At 28.7% G+C, this 17,630-nt stretch carries 19 protein-coding genes; 14 read left to right on the top strand and 5 right to left on the bottom strand.

Annotated elements, in window-relative coordinates:
* The coding region (locus H8S10_RS16180; RefSeq protein WP_347707662.1) for an IS1 family transposase at positions 1-102 on the bottom strand (102 nt) is incomplete at its 3' end.
* Between the two features lie 123 nt (positions 103-225).
* Between H8S10_RS16180 and H8S10_RS16175 the strand changes: the two genes are divergently transcribed.
* Entirely contained in the window at positions 226-3,204 is a 2,979-nt protein-coding gene (locus H8S10_RS16175; RefSeq protein ID WP_186839563.1) for an MFS transporter, read from the top strand.
* Positions 3,205-3,280: 76 nt separating this feature from the next.
* Here the strand turns inward: H8S10_RS16175 and H8S10_RS16170 are convergent, their stop codons facing one another.
* Entirely contained in the window at positions 3,281-4,057 is a 777-nt protein-coding gene (locus tag H8S10_RS16170) for an SDR family oxidoreductase (protein WP_186839562.1), read from the bottom strand.
* 217 nt (positions 4,058-4,274) lie between these two features.
* On the opposite strand from H8S10_RS16170, the gene H8S10_RS16165 reads away from it, so the two are divergent.
* The 12 genes from H8S10_RS16165 (at position 4,275) to H8S10_RS16110 (ending at position 14,878) form a co-directional block, all read left to right on the top strand.
* Complete coding sequence (locus tag H8S10_RS16165) at positions 4,275-4,946, top strand: response regulator transcription factor (protein WP_055263657.1); 672 nt, start codon at positions 4,275-4,277, stop codon at positions 4,944-4,946.
* Entirely contained in the window at positions 4,943-5,953 is a 1,011-nt protein-coding gene (locus H8S10_RS16160; protein ID WP_186839561.1) for a sensor histidine kinase, read from the top strand. The genes H8S10_RS16165 and H8S10_RS16160 overlap by 4 nt, the downstream gene beginning before the upstream one ends.
* A 262-nt stretch (positions 5,954-6,215) precedes the next feature.
* On the top strand, positions 6,216-6,986 hold the full coding sequence (locus H8S10_RS16155) for an ABC transporter ATP-binding protein (protein ID WP_055263653.1): 771 nt from the start codon (positions 6,216-6,218) through the stop codon (positions 6,984-6,986).
* Positions 6,976-8,949, top strand: a complete 1,974-nt coding sequence (locus H8S10_RS16150) for an FtsX-like permease family protein (protein ID WP_186839560.1) — start codon at positions 6,976-6,978, stop codon at positions 8,947-8,949. Before H8S10_RS16155 ends, H8S10_RS16150 begins: the two co-directional genes overlap by 11 nt.
* Positions 8,950-9,103: 154 nt before the next feature.
* Positions 9,104-9,460, top strand: a complete 357-nt coding sequence (locus H8S10_RS16145; RefSeq protein ID WP_186839559.1) for a hypothetical protein — start codon at positions 9,104-9,106, stop codon at positions 9,458-9,460.
* 144 nt (positions 9,461-9,604) lie between these two features.
* Positions 9,605-10,600 carry a DUF4003 family protein gene (locus H8S10_RS16140; protein WP_207731913.1) on the top strand — a complete coding sequence of 332 codons (996 nt, stop codon included), beginning with the start codon at positions 9,605-9,607 and terminating at the stop codon, positions 10,598-10,600.
* A gap of 75 nt (positions 10,601-10,675) precedes the next feature.
* On the top strand, positions 10,676-11,542 hold the full coding sequence (locus H8S10_RS16135; RefSeq protein ID WP_186839558.1) for an SDR family oxidoreductase: 867 nt from the start codon (positions 10,676-10,678) through the stop codon (positions 11,540-11,542).
* 196 nt (positions 11,543-11,738) lie between these two features.
* Positions 11,739-12,971 (top strand): U32 family peptidase, encoded by a 1,233-nt coding sequence (locus tag H8S10_RS16130; RefSeq protein WP_186839557.1) that lies wholly within the window; start codon positions 11,739-11,741, stop codon positions 12,969-12,971.
* Positions 12,972-13,337: 366 nt separating this feature from the next.
* Positions 13,338-13,664: an FMN-binding protein gene (locus H8S10_RS16125; RefSeq protein WP_055263645.1), complete on the top strand. Its 327-nt coding sequence runs from the start codon at positions 13,338-13,340 to the stop codon at positions 13,662-13,664.
* Between the two features lie 27 nt (positions 13,665-13,691).
* Positions 13,692-14,039, top strand: coding sequence for a NusG domain II-containing protein (locus H8S10_RS16120; RefSeq protein ID WP_055263643.1), 348 nt, complete (start codon positions 13,692-13,694; stop codon positions 14,037-14,039).
* Positions 14,032-14,526, top strand: a complete 495-nt coding sequence (locus H8S10_RS16115) for a Gx transporter family protein (RefSeq protein WP_055263641.1) — start codon at positions 14,032-14,034, stop codon at positions 14,524-14,526. Before H8S10_RS16120 ends, H8S10_RS16115 begins: the two co-directional genes overlap by 8 nt.
* A gap of 205 nt (positions 14,527-14,731) precedes the next feature.
* Positions 14,732-14,878: a hypothetical protein gene (locus H8S10_RS16110; RefSeq protein ID WP_172675732.1), complete on the top strand. Its 147-nt coding sequence runs from the start codon at positions 14,732-14,734 to the stop codon at positions 14,876-14,878.
* A gap of 66 nt (positions 14,879-14,944) precedes the next feature.
* Here the strand turns inward: H8S10_RS16110 and cax are convergent, their stop codons facing one another.
* Positions 14,945-15,988 carry a calcium/proton exchanger gene (cax, locus tag H8S10_RS16105; RefSeq protein WP_055263638.1) on the bottom strand — a complete coding sequence of 348 codons (1,044 nt, stop codon included), beginning with the start codon at positions 15,986-15,988 and terminating at the stop codon, positions 14,945-14,947.
* Positions 15,989-16,190: 202 nt separating this feature from the next.
* Between cax and H8S10_RS16100 the strand changes: the two genes are divergently transcribed.
* Complete coding sequence (locus H8S10_RS16100; RefSeq protein ID WP_055263636.1) at positions 16,191-16,529, top strand: arsenate reductase family protein; 339 nt, start codon at positions 16,191-16,193, stop codon at positions 16,527-16,529.
* Between the two features lie 219 nt (positions 16,530-16,748).
* Here H8S10_RS16100 and H8S10_RS16095 read toward each other — a convergent pair whose 3' ends face one another.
* Positions 16,749-17,351, bottom strand: a complete 603-nt coding sequence (locus tag H8S10_RS16095) for a DegV family protein (protein WP_279287227.1) — start codon at positions 17,349-17,351, stop codon at positions 16,749-16,751.
* On the bottom strand, positions 17,296-17,466 hold the full coding sequence (locus H8S10_RS18300) for a hypothetical protein (protein WP_347707685.1): 171 nt from the start codon (positions 17,464-17,466) through the stop codon (positions 17,296-17,298). The genes H8S10_RS16095 and H8S10_RS18300 overlap by 56 nt, the downstream gene beginning before the upstream one ends.
* Positions 17,467-17,630 lie beyond the last annotated feature (164 nt).

Below are 17,630 nucleotides of genomic sequence, written 5' to 3'. Positions count from 1 at the left end.
ACACTGCTTACATTGATACTTTTGTTTAGCCTGCTTATTCATACCAAACTTGTATAGTTTATCAGAATTACAGCGTGGGCATTTTATATTAGTTTTGCTCATTGTTCTTCTCTCCTTTTCGAAGGGGGTATTATTTAGTCTTGCAAACCTATTGTATTTCCTTGGGTTGAGAAGAGCAATGTTCATATAACTTAACAGATCGTAAATAGGATAAAGGGGGACTTTATGAAAAATAAATTAGGAAATAAATTTTGGATAACTCTTGTGATTTTTAGTCTCATGGGACAAATTGCTTGGGTAGTAGAAAATATGTATTTAAATGTTTTTATTTATAAGATGTTTAATGCATCAGCAGCAGATATTTCGCTTATGGTTGGAGCTAGTGCAGTGGCTGCAACTATAACAACTCTATTTATTGGAGCTTTATCAGATAAGATTGGAAAACGAAAGATATTTATTTGTACTGGGTATCTTATGTGGGGAATATCAATTCTTGCATTTGCATTTATTAGAATGGATATATTAACACCTATGGTAGGAAGTACTACTGCTGCGGCATCTTTAGGAATTTTATTAGTTATAGTATTAGATTGTATTATGACTTTCTTCGGATCATCAGCTAATGATGCTTGTTTTAATGCATGGCTTATTGATTCTGGAGATGATAGTAATAGAGGGAAAATAGAAGGAATTAATTCTATGATGCCACTTATATCTATATTAGTTGTTTTTGATGGATTTATGGCATTTGACTTAGATATACCGTCTAGTTGGACAACAATATATTTAATAATAGGTGTTAGTGTTACAATAATAGGTTTATTAGGTTTTATATTAATAAAGGATGTTACTATAAAGTCAGAAGATACTAACAATTATTGGGCTAATGTGATTTATAGTTTTAGATTATCAGTTATAAAGGAGAATGTTCTGTTATATTCAATAGTTGGAGCATTTGCTATCTTTGGAATTTCTATAAATATTTTTATGCCATATCTAATTTTATATTATGAAAAAGCTCTTGGTATGGATAATTACGTTATGATAATGGCTCCTGCAATTATAATAGCAGCTATAATTACAGCTTTTTATGGAAAGGTTTACGATAAAATTGGGTTTAAAAAGTCAGTAATGCCATCAATATCAATTTTAATGATAGGGTATGTAATATTATTTTTTACTAAAGCCACAACTTTAGTTTTTATTGGATCTTTATTAATGATGACTGGATATTTAACTGGAATGGCATGCTTTGGAGCAATGATAAAAGATAATATTCCAGAAGATAAGGCAGGTTTATTTCAAGGTTTACGTATTTTTGGACAAGTACTTATTCCGGGAATAATAGGCCCTGCAATTGGGGCTATGGTGTTGCATAATGCAAATGTAATAATAAATAATGATGGAACGGAGTCTTTTATACCAGATAACAGAATTTATTTAGCAGCTTTTATTGTAGCTATAATTTTATTTTTAGTATTATATAGAATTTTTAAATTGATGAGAGAAGGGCATTGGAAACTTAAAAGTGAAGAAAAAATTGGATGGAGTGAATATCCACGACCACAAATGAAGAGAGATTCTTATTTTTCATTAAATGGACTTTGGAAATTAAATGGTGAAGATATTGAAGTACCATTTCCACCAGAATCAGATTTATCAGGATATAGAGGAATATATAAAGGTGAGTTAACATATGTAAAATACTTTAAACTGCCAAGCAGCTTTAAAAAGGATAAAGTATTATTAAATTTTGGAGCTGTAGATCAGGTTGTAGAAGTATGGATGAATGGTAAAAAGCTAGCCACTCATGAAGGGGGATACCTACCATTTGCAATAGATGTTACTGAAGCTTTAAATGAAAATGAAGAAAATAAATTAGTTGTAAAAGCTATAGATACATTATCAAAAAAATATCCATATGGAAAGCAATGCAAGAAAAGAGAAGGTATGTGGTATACCCCCGTCAGTGGAATATGGCAAAGCGTATGGATTGAAAGTGTTCCTAAGAATTATATAAAAAATATAAAGATAATACCTGATATGACAGGAGTAAATCTCGAAGTAGATACAAATGCAGATGAATATGAGATAAATGTTTTTCTTGATGGATATACACATATATTAAAATCTAAAGACAGAAAAGTTAGGATAGATTTAGATAATATTGTATTGCCAAGTAATAATAAATATAATCCTATTTTATGGACCGTAGACAATCCATACTTGTACAGGTTTAATATAAGGGCTGGGAATGATTTAGTAGAATCCTATTTTGCATTAAGAACAGTATCGATTAGAAATGTAAATGGAAGTGAACGAATTTGTGTAAATGAAAAACCAGTATTTTTACATGGTGTGCTTGACCAAGGATATTATTGTGATGGTATTTTTTTACCACCGTCAGAAAAAGGCTTTGAAAATGATATATTAAAAATGAAGGAATTAGGTTTTAATATGTTAAGGAAACATATTAAGATTGAGCCAGAGTGCTTTTACTATTATTGTGACAAGCATGGAATGTTAGTAGTGCAAGATATGGTTAACAATGGAGGATACTCTTTTATAAGAGATACAGCGCTGCCAAGTTTAGGATTTGTAAAGAGAGATGATAAGGGAAGAGGTACAAAAGAGGGAAGAGAGATATTTATAAAACATAGTAAAGACACTATAAAACATCTATATAATCACCCATGTATAATTGGATATACTATATTTAATGAGGGGTGGGGTCAATTTGATAGCGATAAGCTATATGATATAGTTAAAGGAGAAGATACTACTAGGTTTATAGATTCTACTTCAGGATGGTTCGCACAGGAAAAGAGTGATGTAGATAGTCTTCATATTTACTTTAAAACTATAAAATTACCAAAAACAAAGAGACCTTTATTTGTATCTGAATGTGGAGGATATTCTTATTGTGTACCTGGACATGTTTATAGTAAATACAATACTTATGGATATGGAAGCTGTGAGAATAGTGAAGAATTAAGTGATAGCATTATAAATATGTATGAAAAGATGATTATACCAGCTATAAAAGACGGCTTAAGCGGTTGTGTTTATACTCAGGTAAGTGATGTCGAAGATGAAATTAATGGTCTATATACTTATGATAGAAAAGTATGCAAGGTAAATAAAGAAAAGATGCTTTTAATTAATTTACAAATAAAAGCCATAATTGAAGGTTTAGAAGAATAAAAGGAAATTAAATAAAAGCCTAGTGATTATAAGATTTTAAATTTTGTATAATCACTAGGTTTTAATTATTAAAGAATTATTTTATATATGTCCAACCACAATCATCATGGTATATCATTTGCTTAGTCATACCACCGTCGATAGTTATATTTTCGCCTGTAATAAAACCGGCCTTATCACTGCAAAGGAATAAAACCATATTAGCTATATCTAGAGGTTCACCAACACGTCCTGATGGATGCTGTGAAGTATCTCCGATAGAATATTGTGGTTTATAATTTTCACTATGTTGATATGCACCTGTATCAATCCATCCTGGACTTATAGAATTTACTCTAACTTTTCCAGCTAAACTTATACTAAGGCCATGAGTTAATGCACTTATCCCACCTTTTGCTGCAGTATAGCTTTCTGTATCTGCTTGAGACATGTAAGCTCTTGTAGAAGAAATATTAACTATAGAAGCTTTAGGATTAAAGTAGTTTAAAAATAATTTACTTAGCATGTAAGGTGCAGTTACTCCTAGTTTTAAAACATAGTTAAAATCATTAAAGGAGCAGTCTGATAAAATACCTTTTCTACTTATGCAAGCATTGTTTATTAAGTAATCTATATTTTTAAATTTTTCAATAGTCTTATTAACGAAATCATTAAGAGTATTTTCTTCTGTTATATCTCCATAATAGAAGAAGAGATTTTCTTCACCGAATTTTTTTATAAGATTATTTCCAGAAATTTTATCAGTATCAATAATAGCAACTTTTGTACCAGCTTTTATGAATTCTTCTACGATACATCTACCAATTCCATTAGCACCGCCAGTTATTACACATACTTTATCTTTAAAGTTCATAGTTATACCTCCTAATTTAATATATAAATTATTATATATTAAATATAGATATCTATATAGTAGTGTTATAGACAAATATAATACTTTACAATAATATGGTAATAAGCTGAAGTGGAGTTTTATTATTGTCTAGAATTTAATGATTGTGATTTAGCATAAGTTTACGTAGGTAGATTAGAGAGAATAATTAATAATAAATAATTTTTTGGAGGAATAAATGAGTAATAAAATTTTTATAGTTGAAGACGAAGATAAAATAAGAGAAGAATTAATTACTTTGTTAAATAGATATGGATATGAAACGGAGTTTTCTAATGATTTTAAAAATATTGTGGAAGATATTTTAAAAGCTATTCCTAGTTTAGTGCTTTTAGATATAAATCTTCCTTATTATGATGGATATTATATTTGTAGGGAGATAAGAAAAAAATCTAACCTTCCTATTATAGTTGTTACAAGTAGAGATAGTGAGATAGATGAGCTTATGAGTATGAATCTAGGGGCAGATGATTTTGTAACAAAACCTTATAACACTCAGATACTTTTAGCAAGGATATCATCACTTTTAAGACGTAGTTATAGCAAAAATGAAAGTGAAGTTTATCAATTTAAAAATTTAAAATATAACTTATCTACAAGTGAAGCTGAATATGAAGGTAGCACAATTGAGTTAACTAAAAATGAAAGTAGGATACTATATACTCTTATTAAAAATAAAGAAAAAATAGTTTCAAGAGATGATATAATGAAAAGCCTTTGGCAGTCTAATGAGTTTGTAGATGATAATACTCTTACTGTAAATATAAATAGATTAAGAAAGAAGTTAGAAGAAATAGGAGCAGAAGGATATTTACAAACTAAGAGAGGGCAAGGGTATATATTGATATGAATATAGTAGATTTTTTTAAGGAGAGAATATTATTTATTGCTTTAAATATAGTAATTCTTATTTTTACGGCAGTGCTTTTAATATCTCTTAAGGTAGATATGTATGCTATAGTATTTATTTTTATTATCAATTTAATTGGTATATTGATATTCCATTTTTATGAATTTTTTAGGAAGAAAAGATATTATGATGAAATAGAAAAAGATTTACAATCCTTAGATAAAAAATATTTACTTTCTGAGGTAGTTGCTGAAAGTGATTTTCTTGAAGGTAAACTTATTCATAATATAATAGATCAAGCTAATAAATCTATGAATGATGAAATATCTAAATATAAGCTAAGTATTGATGAATATAGAGAGTATATAGAAATGTGGGTTCATGAGATAAAAACGCCTATAGCGACCTGTAAATTACTTATTGAAAACAATGATTCAAAAATAACTCGAAGTATCGGAGAAGAGCTAGGAAGGGTTGAGGATTATATAGAACAATCTCTTTATTATACAAGAAGTAATGTTTTGGAAAAGGATTATATTATTAAAGAGATTAATTTAAGTGATTCTATAAATAATGTTATAAGAAAAAATGCTAATACATTAATTGCTAAACGAATAAAAATAAATATTTATGATGTAGATAAAAAAGTTTATTGTGATAGCAAATGGATAGAGTTTATATTAAATCAGATAATTAGCAATTCTATTAAATATATGAATAAAAAAGAGAGTGAGCTTAAGGTTTATTGTGAGAAATTTAATGAGGATGTAATATTAAATATATGTGACAATGGGATTGGAATTAATGAAAAAGATAGAGTTAAGGTTTTTGAAAAAGGATATACGGGAGAGAATGGAAGAATATTTGGCAAATCTACAGGAATAGGTTTATATTTATGTAAAAAGCTTTGTATTAAACTTGGATTAGGGATTAAATTAGAATCAGAAGAACTGGTTGGAACTAAGGTTTCAATTATTTTTCCTATAAATAATTTGATGAAATTTTAAGAGATATTAAATAAAAGATGTTATATATGACTTTATAATTAAATCATATACAGCATCTTTTAAATATCTAAATCAATGTTAATAATAAGGAAACTACTATTACACTATGTTACATAGGAGTAAGCAGATATTCCAAATTGAAAATTTGAAATATCTGCTTATATAACAAAAATGTAAGGTTAGTGTTATATTGTTCTATGGTTAGAAGCTTTTTAAGGATATATGATTTATATATGGACTAAATCATATGTTGGAGGTAAAGATGAACAGAGAAGTTTTAAAAGTAGAAAATATAGAAAAGTATTATGGTAAAAGAGGTAATATAACTAAAGCCATTGATAATATAAGCTTTGCAGTAGAAAATGGGGAATTTATAGGAGTAATGGGGCCTTCAGGAAGTGGGAAGACAACTCTTTTAAATTGTATATCAACCATAGATAAAGTAACTAGTGGTCATATAAAGATAGCTGATAAAGATATTACAAAATTGAATTCTAAAAATATTGCTAAGTTTAGAAGAGAAAGGTTAGGTTTTATATTTCAAGACTTTAATCTTTTAGATACATTAACTGCTTATGAAAATATAGCATTAGCATTGACTATTCAAAGGTTAAATCATAGAGAAATAGATGAGAGAGTTAAAGAAGTTGCAGATAAGCTTAATATTTCAGACATATTAAATAAATATCCTTATGAAATATCAGGAGGGCAAAAGCAAAGAGTAGCATCTGCTAGAGCTATAATCACAAAGCCTGAGATAGTACTTGCTGATGAACCAACAGGGGCATTAGATTCTAAGTCAGCAAAGATGCTACTTGAAAGTCTAGAACATTTAAATAAAGAATTAGGGGCAACTATTATGATGGTAACTCATGATGCCTTTACAGCTAGCTATGCTAGTAGAATTCTATTTATAAAAGACGGAAAAATCTTTAATGAGCTAATTCGTGGAAATGATTCAAGAAAGGAGTTTTTCAATAAGATAATTGAAGTTGTAACTCTTCTTGGAGGTGACCAAAGAGATGTATTTTAAATTAGCAGCTAAAAATATAAAAAAGAGCTTAAAGGACTATACAATATATTTTCTAACATTAGTATTTGGTGTTTGCATATTTTATACATTTAATTCTATTAAATCACAAGGTGTAATGATGGAGTTAAGTGGACTACAAGCTAATGCCTTTGAACTTACTAATTCTGTAATAGGTATAGCATCAGTATTTATATCTTTTATTTTAGGATTTTTAATAGTTTATGCAAATAATTATTTGATAAAAAGAAGAAAAAAAGAATTTGGAATATATATGACTTTAGGTATGGAAAATAAAAGTCTTTCAAGAATAATATTTGTTGAGACTATGTTAATAGGGGTAATATCTTTAGGTATAGGCTTGGTATGTGGAGTTTTATTATCACAAGGAATATCAGTTTTTACAGCAAAATTATTTAAAACAGATATTACAAAGTTTACTTTTATATTTTCAAAGGATGCATTTATTAGAACTATTATATGTTTTGGACTTATTTACTTAGTTGTACTTATATTTAACTCATATGCTGTTAGAAAAGTACAATTAATAGATTTGTTAAATGGAGCAAGAAAAAATGAAAATTTAAAAGTAAAGAATATATGGATATCAGTAGTAGTATTTTTAATTAGTATCACTATGATAGGAATTGCTTATTATATGGTATTAAAAGCTGGGGTAGCTGTAGTATTTAATATAGTTCCAATAATACTTGGATTTGTAGGAACATTTTTATTTTTCTTTTCATTATCAGGATTTTTACTAAAAATTTTACAAGCAAACAAAAAGCATTATTTAAATGATTTAAATATGTTTGTTTTAAGACAAATAAACAGCAAGATTAATACAACTTTTATTTCTATGAGTTTTATATGTTTAATGTTATTTGTAGCTATATGTACATTTTCAGGAGGACTTGGAATTACTAAAGCAATGAATAAAGATTTAGATGACTTAACTCAGTTTGATGCTAGTTTTTGGAGTTATGATACAGATAATATAATAGGAGTTATAAATGAACAATATGGTGGCCTTGACCCTATAATAGAGGAAAGGTCTCAATATACAAACTATAATACAGAAACTACTTATAGTAAGTTTATTTCTCAAGAGGCTATGGAAAAAAATAAAAATAATTATCCTATTTTTGTAGATGATAAAATCAAAGCAATAAAGTTAAGTGATTTTAATTCAGTTATGAGAATGTTAGGTAAAGAAGAGATAGCTTTAGAAGAAAATGAATATTATGCTTTTGGAGATATACCAGATTTAATAAAGTATATTCAAGAAGCTATGGATAGAGGAAAAAATGTAATTGTAAATGGAAATGAATTAAAGCCTGCTAACTATGAAGTTATGGAAGTAACTACGTATAATTCAACAATGAAAAATAATTTATGTACATTTGTAGTAAATGATAGCTTAGTTAATGGATTAGAAGTTTCAATGACAAATTTAAATATTAAATTTAATTGCAGTGAAGAAGAGGCAGAAAATTTTATAAATAATAATCTAAGATCAGTTGATAGAGTAGGGAAAGTTCCTGTTTATGGAATGACTAAGAATGAATTAAGAGATAACTCTATAGGATTAGGGGCAATGATATCATACTTAGCTATTTATATAGGAATAGTGTTTTTAATTACATCAGCAGCAGTTCTTGCGTTGCAGCAATTATGTGAATCAGCAGATAATAGTTATAGGTACGAACTATTAAAGAAAATAGGGGTAGATGATAAAATGATAAAAAGATCATTATTTTATCAAATAGGAATTTACTTTATGGTACCTTTATCACTTGCAATAGTACATTCTATAGTTGGCTTAAAAGTATCAGGTGATATAGTTTCTATCTTTGGAAATGCAAATATGCTTAAATATATTTTATATACTATGATAGCTGTTGTATCTATATATGGTGGATATTTTATAGCTACTTATAATGGTGCGAAGAAGATAATAAAATAAAGCAAATAAAACAAATAAAATAAATTTTAAACAAATATCAGACAAATATTCAGCAAACAATAGGGTGTTAAAGTAATTATATATTAAGAAATTAAATATGAAAGTAAGTGTAATTATTATTAAATGTAATTATGGTTTTATAAGGGTAAGTAATATGATTTTAAATATCAGTAGTAACTTAAGTGATACTATTGAAATTAAATTAAATATCAGTAGTAACGGTAGTGATACTAGTAATAGTAACAGAAGTGATACGAGTAGTAGTAACTCAAGTGATACTATTGAAATTAAATTAAATATCAGTAGTAACGGTAGTGATACTAGTAATAGTAACAGAAGTGATATGAGTAGTAGTAACTCAAGTGATACTATTGAAACTAAATTAAATACCAGTAGTAACGGTTGTGATACTAGTAATAGTAACAGAAGTGATACGAGTAGTAGTATCACTTCTGTTACTCTAATAAAACAATATAAAAACAAAAAAAGAAATATATATAAGGATTTTTGAAAAGTGGAATAAGAAGAATATAAGAATAACAAAAGCTAAGGAAAATATAAAAAAATATACATCTGAACAAATGGTAAAAATTATCTTGAAAAGAGTTATAAAATAACTTATAATAAATTAAAGGAAGATTATGGGGTGAGAATTATGAATGAGAAAATTAATTTGTTTTTAGAAAATAATAAAGCTTTAGAGGATGTAAAAGGTTCATGGGGAATGTATGGATTTCAAATAAAGAGTAGTGCATTAACTTGTACAATGAAAAACCAAAGAGTAGATACAGATAGAATCAATTTGGCATTAGATATAATTAAGAAAAATACTTCTATGTTTTCAAATTTTAGAGGGATTAATAAGTTAACCACTGCAATAACAATTTCATTTGAAGATGATATGGAATATAGCTTAAAGGAAATTATATCTATTTATGATAAGTTAAAGGATGAATTTTTTACTAATGAATATTTAGTTATGGCAGCACAGGTAATATTTAATGCAAGGTATAGAGTTAATGTTGATGATTCAGTAAGAAATACTAGAGTAGCATATGACTATATGAAAAAGCATCATAGATTTTTAACTGGTCAAGAAGATATTGCAAATGCAGCAATAATAGCTACAACTTCAGCTAATTTAGAAGAAACCTTTAATGAGATAGAAGAAAGCTATCAGTATTTAAAGGACAATAGGATTTCTTATAGTAATAATATTCAATCCTTATCACATATTTTGTCTTTAATAAATTTACCTTCAATACAAAAGTGTGACGAAGTATTAGCAATGAACTCAATTATGAAAGAGAAGAATGTTCCTTTAAAAGATTACTTTATACCAATGCTTGGAATAATAACTTTTTTAGCTGATAATAAAGAAGATTTTGCTATGAATATTGCAGATGTAAGTATGAATTTAAAGAAAGAAAAAGGATTTGGGAACTTTGCTTTAGGAAGTAATTTTAGAAATATGATTTCTGCAACATTAGTTTCAATTGATTATCTAGATACTTTAGATAATAACATAAAAGAAAATATTATAATTAATACTAATAATATTGCATTAACTGTGTCTATAGCTATGCAAACAGCAGTTTTAATTTCTTCAGCTGCAGCAGCATCAGCAGCTACAGCAAGTTCATCATCTTAAAAAGTGAATATAAATTACAATAAAGATTTTGGGAATACTAATCTATGACAATTAATAAATTAAGGAGGCATAGATATGGAATTTCCAAAATCTTTTCCTATGCAAGAGCAAAAACATCAACCAGGATTTGAGTGTGAAATGAACCCAAGGCCTATATTTGACCATCCTAGCTATAATAAAAAAGGTGATACTTTAAATGGTAAAGTAGCAATAATTACAGGTGGAGATAGTGGAATAGGGAGAGCTGTTTCAATAGCTTATGCAAAACAAGGTGCAGATATAGTTATTGTATATTTCAATGAGCATAGAGATGCTGAAGAAACTAAGAAATTAGTTGAGGAAAATGGTAGGAGATGTACAATAATTTCTGGAGATATTAGTGAGGTAGAGTTTTGTAAAAATGTTGTAGAAACAACAATTAAAGAGTATGGAAAAATTGATATATTAGTTAACAACGCAGCAGTTCAATATGAAGATAAAGATTTTAAAGATATAACAGATGAGCAGTTTGATAAAACTATGAAAACTAATATATATGGAACTTTTTATATGACAAGAGAGTCATTAAAACATATGACTTCAGGATCTTGCATAATTAATACAGCTTCAGTGGTAGCATTTAAGGGAAATGAAAAGCTTGTTGATTATTCCATGACAAAAGGAGCTATTACTGCACTTACAAGATCACTTGCCATAGAACTAGCAAAAGCAAAGAAAAATATAAGAGTAAATGAAGTTGCACCAGGACCAATATGGACTCCTCTTATACCAGCATCATTTACTAAGACGGAAGTAGCATCCTTTGGTCAAAATGTTGCTATGGGAAGAGCAGGGCAACCGGTAGAGTGTGCAGGTGCTTATGTATTTTTAGCTTCTGAAAATGCATCATATATAACAGGTCAAACTATTCACGTAAACGGAGGAGAGATAGTTAATAGTTAGCTGGAGCTAATGGGAAAAGTAACCGGATGTTAGGTGAAAAGATTCACTATGTGAATAAGGAAAAGTAACTGTGTTAAGTGAAATATTTATTTCGCAAAGGTGAAAAGAATTTACTTAGGGTTAAAAAACTATTGTTTAATATTAATAAATGAGTAATAATAAATTCATAAATATTAAAAACAGAGGAAGATAGAAGATGACTAAGTATAAGAAACCTGAATTATTAGCTCCTGCTGGGAGTTTAGAAAAATTAAAGATAGCATTTCAATATGGTGCTGATGCAGTTTATTTTGGAGGGCAATCTTTTTCACTAAGAGCTGCTGCACAAAACTTCTCTTATGAGGAAATGGCAGAAGGTGTGAAGATAGCTAGAGAGTATGGAAAGAAGATGTACTGTACTGTTAACATAATGCCAAGAAATTCAGATTTAGAAAAACTTGCAGAGCATTTAAAGAAGCTGGAGGAAGTAGGGATAGATGCAGTTTTAGTATCAGACCTAGGAGTATTCTCTCTTGTTCAAAAATATACTAAATTACCTATACATATAAGTACACAAGCTAATACTGTAAATTATGAAGCATGTAATATGTGGCATAAGATGGGAGCAGAGAGAGTAGTTTTAGGAAGAGAATGCTCTTTAAAAGATATAATTGAAGTACGTGAAAATATTCCTGAAGATTTAGAACTAGAAGTATTTGTTCATGGGGCAATGTGCATTTCTTATTCAGGAAGATGCTTACTTTCAAGCTATATGGCTGGAAGAGATTCAAATAGAGGAGCATGTGCACAAAGCTGTAGATGGAAATATTCATTAGTTGAAGAAAAAAGACCAAATGAATACTTCCCTATAGAAGAGGATCAATATGGAACATATATAATGAACTCTAAGGATTTATGCATGATAGAGCATATTCCAGAGCTTATGAAGGCAGGGATATCATCATTAAAGATAGAAGGAAGAAATAAGAGTGAATATTATGTAGCTATAGTTGTAAATGCGTATAGAAAAGCTATAGATTTATATTTTGAAGATCCTGAAAACTATAAATTACCAAAGTATTTATTAGATGAAATGTATAAGGTAGCTCATAGAAGATACCATACTGGATTTTTCTTTAATGAACCTATGGAAGAAGGGCTTATATTTGATACAAACAATCACGTAAGAGAGTATGATGTAGTAGCGCTTGTATTAGACTATGATAAAGAAACTGGATTAGCTACGTGTAGACAAAGAAATAAATTTGTAAAAGGTGACATTGTAGAAATATTATCACCAGAAATTACTGGTGAATCTTTTACAGTTGATGTATTGTTTAATGAAGCTGGAGAGGAAATAGGTGGATGTCCACATCCAGGAATGATATGTAAAGTTAAAGTTCCATTTGAGTTAGAAAAGAATAGTTTTATTAGAAAAGCATTAGTTTAATTAGAAAAGAGCTAGCGAAAACGTTAGCTCTTTTATCAGTTTTAAATTAATATTAACAAATTATACACATATTTGAAAGTTAAATTAAAATATGTTAAAGTAATACGTGTAAAAAAATTATTGTATAATGTCGATTTGAATTACTGATTTTTGTGAAATTTATTAATTTAATTCTATAAATGTAAGAAATAGCTAAATGGTTTGTGGAGATTTACAATGGAAATAAGGCTATAGCTTGTCTGCGTTGATTATGAATTTTATTTAAAAATAAATTCATAATTTTCTTTAATTAAAAAGCATTGACAATAAATTAACTTTACATTAATAATATTAATGTAAATATAAGTGGAAGGGATGGACTCGATTATGAAATTAAGAGTTATAGCAGCTACATTATTAGCAGCAACATTATTAGTAGGATGCGGAAGCAAAGAATCAGGAGAAAAGTTAACTGGAAAAGCTGAAGGTTTCGGTGGAGAAGTTACTGTAGAAGTTACAGTTGATGGAGATAAAATCACAGCTGTTACTGCAACAGGAGATAGCGAAACTCAAGGAATCGGATCAAAAGCTATAGAAGAGCTTCCAGGTAAAATAGTAGAAGCTAACTCAGCTGATGTTGAAGTAGTTTCAGGTGCTACAGTAACATCAACTGCAATTATTGATGCTGTAAAATCTGCTTTAGAATCTAAATAGTATAATAAAAAACAAAGGGTGAAGTTTATGCTAAGTAAAAAAGACATAAAGTTAATTACTATAATCATAGGAATAAGTCTTATAATTTGGATAGGATATACACTTATGAGACCTAAAGGACCTTCTATAGAAGTTATACACGGCAATACAGTTGTTGAAAGACTAGATCCTAAAGTGGATGGAAGATATACTATTCAAGGTAGTTATGGAGAGCTTGTAGTAGAGGTTAAGGATGGTAAGTTTAGAATTACCGATGAAGAGTGTCCAAACCATGTTTGTTCAGCTATGGGCTGGGTAGACAGTGATGGATATTTACCGATACTATGCTTACCTAATGAAGTAATGGTTGGAATGGAAGGCCAGTTTGATGAGTAAGACTAAGCGACTTATTTACTTAGCATTGCTTACATCTATGGCTATAGCGCTACAGGTATTTGAAAGTATGATAGCAGTACCATTGCCATATGGAGCAAAGCTAGGACTTGCAAATATTATTGCTTTAGTAACTATGGAACTTTTTGATGTAAAAGAACTTATTTTAGTTAACTCTATGAGAGTATTATTGGGATCTCTATTAAGAGGAACATTCTTAACAAGTACTTTTTGGATATCAAGTGGTGGAGTACTATTAAGTAGTTTAGCGATTATCTTTATGAAGAAGTTCACAAAGCAATCGATGATAGGAATTTCTATTATAAGTGCTGTATTTCATAATATAGGACAAATAATAGTTATTACGTTCTTATATAATAATGTTGCACTAGCTGCAATATTACCAATATTATTTATAACTGCTATTCCAACAGGAATATTAGTTGGGATTGCAGCAAAAGAAACAAGTTCAAGAGTAAAATTTACATAGTTAAAAACAAGAAGCTAATTTTTAGCTTCTTGTTTTTTTATATAAATAAATTGACAGAAAAATTAAAAAATATAGAATTTTAAGAAAAAATAATATATAATAATAGGACAAGTTATATCGGTGTAAAAATTTGTAAGACATACATAAAATAGTTTAATAATAGTTTTATATAAGTAATAATAATTAAAGGTTAGGAGGAATAGGGATGGAATGCACATATGCACAAATTGATTTGAATTCGTATGTAGCCAAATATGTAGATGAAATGGGTTGTAGCCTAGAAGAAGCTTGTAGAGAGTTAGGTATAGACCTATCCAAAGTTTTTAATTCAGAAGAAAAAAATAATTATTAAAAAATGATGGCATATTAAATAAGCTAAAAAAGCTATTTAATATGCCAATTTTATTGCAGTTTTTAATTATATAATAAAGAAACCTGCAGCAATTATAAGGTATACAGCCATTAATTGTGCACCTTCAAGCCAATTTGATTGACCATCTCCTGCAACTTTGTTTGCAATAAGAACTGATACTATTAAAGCAACAAGTTCAAATTGGTTAAAAATTATGCTCATTGGTGTAAATAATAGACTTAAAAATATAAGTATAGGAGCAACGAATAGTATAACTTGTAAACTAGAACCTAGGGCTATCTCAAGAGCCACATCCATCTTATCTTTTAATGCCATTGTAATAGCTGTAGTATGCTCAGCCGCATTACCTATAATAGGGATTAATATTATACCTACAAAAAATTCACTTAAACCTAATTTGGATGTAATATCTTCAACTCCACTTACTAAAAATTCACTTTCAATGGCAATTAATATAGTAGCTACTACTAACACGATAATAGCTTTTTTTAATGACCATTTAGCTTTTCCTTCTTCTTCGTATGTCACGGAATATAAATCTTTATGAGTAAAAAAAGAAAAGAATAAACTGCATAGATACAATATGAACATAATTATTGCAACTACTAAAGTTAGACCTTCATAACGAGTATTTAATAATGATTGATTTAAAGTATGAGTAAAAACAGCTGGTATACATAAACCTATTACAGCAAAAAGTAGCATACTAGAAGTAGTTTCTACAACATTTATATTAAATTTTTGAACCTTATGCTTTAAGCCACCAGCAAACATACTAGCACCAAGAACAAGAAGAATATTTCCTATTATAGCTCCAGATATTGAAGATTTAACAACTTCAAATAAACCTTCTTTAAGGGCAAAAAAAGATATTATAAGCTCTGTTGCGTTACCAAAGGTAGCATTTAAGAATCCACCAATTTTAGGGCCAGAGTAAAAGGATATTTCTTCAGTGCCTTCACCCATAAGTCCTGCTAAAGGAATTATTGATAATGCAGCTAAAATAAACATAATAGATGGAGAAAAATTCATAAACTTACCAACTATACTAATTGGTATGAAAATTAACATAAATTTTAATATCTTCATAATTATCACAACCTATCATATAAATATATAATATATTTTTTCCATAATAAATATTATTATTAGTAAAAAATAATTGGATAATAAATCAATTTAAGATATACTGTAAGTGAATTTCTAAATCTTTGATTTACTAAAATGAACTTACTCCTACGAATGTATATGAGTAGTGAGTTTCCTTATAAAAAGATAGGTAGGTGTAAAAATGAATATACAGATATTTGGAACTAAGAAATGCTTTGATACTAAAAAAGCAGAAAGATATTTTAAAGAACGAAGAATTAATTTTCAGTTTATAGATTTAAAAGAAAAATCATTAAGTAAAGGTGAATTATCTAGTGTTAAAAATTCTGTTGGACTAGAAAATTTAATAAATAAATCAGCAAAAGATTATAAAAAGTTAAATTTAGATAAAATAAGAACTGCAGATATGAGAGAAGAAATATTATTTAAAAATCCTTCAGTATATGTCACTCCTATAGTTAGAAATGGAAAACAAGCAACAGTAGGATATAAACCAGAAGTATGGAATGAATGGGAGTAATAGAAATAAAGTGCGAAGCACTTTGGGCAAAAGTTTGACTTCGTCAAAGTCCAAAAGGTCACTTTGTGACGGCCAAAAGATTTACAATAACCAAGAGTAATAACTTAGAGTTAAAAAAGCTTTTGGACATTTACGAAGTAAATCCTTTGGACTGCCGTAGGCACTTTTGGACTCTATGCAGTCGACCTTTCACCTGTGAGCTTAGCGAACAATTTATTTCTATTCTTCCATAACAGCAACGGCTAGAAGTCTAGGACCAGAGTGTATGCCTACTGCAGGAGTTATGGTTCCACAGTGCATAAATGTTGTGTTTGGATGTTTTTCAAGTATAGCTTTTAACTCTTCGGCCTCTTTATGCATTGTACCAGTCATAATTATTACTCTTCCCTTGCCACGGTCAAGGATTTCTGTTGCAAGTTTTACTAGTTTATTAAATGCTTGCTTTGATCCCCTAACTTTTGCAAAATTAGTATAGCTACCGTCATCGGCCATAGTTATTATAGGCTTTAAGTTAAGCATTTCTCCAATACCACCGGTTACTTTTCCTATTCGCCCACCTTTAATTAAATACTCTAGGGTATCCACAGTAAAGTACATATTAACTTTTTCTCTAAGGGTAGGGATAGTCTTACAGATTGTATCGAAACTTTCTCCATTGTTAATCATTTTTCCAACTTCTATTACTATTAATCCAACGGCCATAGAGAGAATTTTTGTGTCAAAGATAAATGAAGTTATTTTATCATCATATTGTTCACTAGCTAATCTAAAGCTGTTTATAGTTCCTGATAAACCAGAAGAGATTGGAAGAATAATAGGCATGGGTATATCCCTCACTGATAAGTTTATCATATAAATCACATGCATCTTGTACAGAAGGCATTGATGTAGTTGGTAATTCTTCTTCAATTCTAGAGTAGACTTCATCAGCGGTGATATTAATTCCATCTATAAATTCACCACTTTTATATATTATTTTTAATAGGGTTAATCATATTTCTTAACCCTTATATATCAAGGCCTTTATGGCCAAGATTTTTTATATCACTCAAATTTTTCAGTATCATTTTTGCTCCTTTGGATAAAACTAATAGCATATAC

This window comes from Clostridium sp. NSJ-49 (genome assembly GCF_014287725.1).
Classification (GTDB): Bacteria; Bacillota; Clostridia; order Clostridiales; family Clostridiaceae; genus Clostridium; species Clostridium disporicum_B.
The sequence above is the reverse complement of the archived record's forward strand: the minus strand, read 5'-3'. Positions and strand labels throughout refer to the sequence as shown.

Bases quoted from the DNA above. Each gene is read 5' to 3' on its own strand.
- H8S10_RS16175 (WP_186839563.1), top strand. From the start codon at position 226: ATGAAAAATAAATTAGGAAATAAATTTTGGATAACTCTTGTGATTTTT.
- H8S10_RS16170 (WP_186839562.1), bottom strand. From the start codon at position 4,057: ATGAACTTTAAAGATAAAGTATGTGTAATAACTGGCGGTGCTAATGGA.
- H8S10_RS16165 (WP_055263657.1), top strand. From the start codon at position 4,275: ATGAGTAATAAAATTTTTATAGTTGAAGACGAAGATAAAATAAGAGAA.
- H8S10_RS16160 (WP_186839561.1), top strand. From the start codon at position 4,943: ATGAATATAGTAGATTTTTTTAAGGAGAGAATATTATTTATTGCTTTA.
- H8S10_RS16155 (WP_055263653.1), top strand. From the start codon at position 6,216: ATGAACAGAGAAGTTTTAAAAGTAGAAAATATAGAAAAGTATTATGGT.
- H8S10_RS16150 (WP_186839560.1), top strand. From the start codon at position 6,976: ATGTATTTTAAATTAGCAGCTAAAAATATAAAAAAGAGCTTAAAGGAC.
- H8S10_RS16145 (WP_186839559.1), top strand. From the start codon at position 9,104: ATGATTTTAAATATCAGTAGTAACTTAAGTGATACTATTGAAATTAAA.
- H8S10_RS16140 (WP_207731913.1), top strand. From the start codon at position 9,605: ATGAATGAGAAAATTAATTTGTTTTTAGAAAATAATAAAGCTTTAGAG.
- H8S10_RS16135 (WP_186839558.1), top strand. From the start codon at position 10,676: ATGGAATTTCCAAAATCTTTTCCTATGCAAGAGCAAAAACATCAACCA.
- H8S10_RS16130 (WP_186839557.1), top strand. From the start codon at position 11,739: ATGACTAAGTATAAGAAACCTGAATTATTAGCTCCTGCTGGGAGTTTA.
- H8S10_RS16125 (WP_055263645.1), top strand. From the start codon at position 13,338: ATGAAATTAAGAGTTATAGCAGCTACATTATTAGCAGCAACATTATTA.
- H8S10_RS16120 (WP_055263643.1), top strand. From the start codon at position 13,692: ATGCTAAGTAAAAAAGACATAAAGTTAATTACTATAATCATAGGAATA.
- H8S10_RS16115 (WP_055263641.1), top strand. From the start codon at position 14,032: ATGAGTAAGACTAAGCGACTTATTTACTTAGCATTGCTTACATCTATG.
- H8S10_RS16110 (WP_172675732.1), top strand. From the start codon at position 14,732: ATGGAATGCACATATGCACAAATTGATTTGAATTCGTATGTAGCCAAA.
- cax (WP_055263638.1), bottom strand. From the start codon at position 15,988: ATGAAGATATTAAAATTTATGTTAATTTTCATACCAATTAGTATAGTT.
- H8S10_RS16100 (WP_055263636.1), top strand. From the start codon at position 16,191: ATGAATATACAGATATTTGGAACTAAGAAATGCTTTGATACTAAAAAA.
- H8S10_RS16095 (WP_279287227.1), bottom strand. From the start codon at position 17,351: ATGCCTATTATTCTTCCAATCTCTTCTGGTTTATCAGGAACTATAAAC.